1 pseudogene is annotated in these 309 nt (G+C 66.0%); it reads right to left on the bottom strand.

Features of this window, described 5'->3' with window-relative positions:
• Positions 1-309: pseudogene (locus tag B3D39_RS00035) on the bottom strand (energy-dependent translational throttle protein EttA); the annotation flags it as partial.

Here is a 309-nt window from a genome sequence, read left to right as displayed (position 1 = left end):
GGCGGGCAGCGCAGGGCTTCCATCGCGACGTCGACCTGGCTGTCCAGATCCCAGAGGTTTTCCGAGTCGATCTCGTCCTGAAGCTGGGCCATCTCCTCGGCGGTCTCGTCCGAGTAGTTCATCGCCAGCTCGTTGAAACGCTCCAGCTTGGCCTTCTTGGCGGCCACGCCTTCCATGACGTTGCCGCGCACGTTCAGCGCCGGGTCCAGATCGGGCTCCTGCGGGAGGTAGCCGACTTTCGCGCCTTTCGCGGCCCAGGCCTCGCCCGAGAAGTCCTTGTCGAGGCCCGCCATGATGCGCAGCAGCGTG

This window comes from Thioclava sp. UBA3469, from assembly GCF_002378135.1.
GTDB classification, from domain to species: domain Bacteria; phylum Pseudomonadota; class Alphaproteobacteria; order Rhodobacterales; family Rhodobacteraceae; genus Thioclava; species Thioclava sediminum.
The sequence above is the reverse complement of the archived record's forward strand: the minus strand, read 5'-3'. Positions and strand labels throughout refer to the sequence as shown.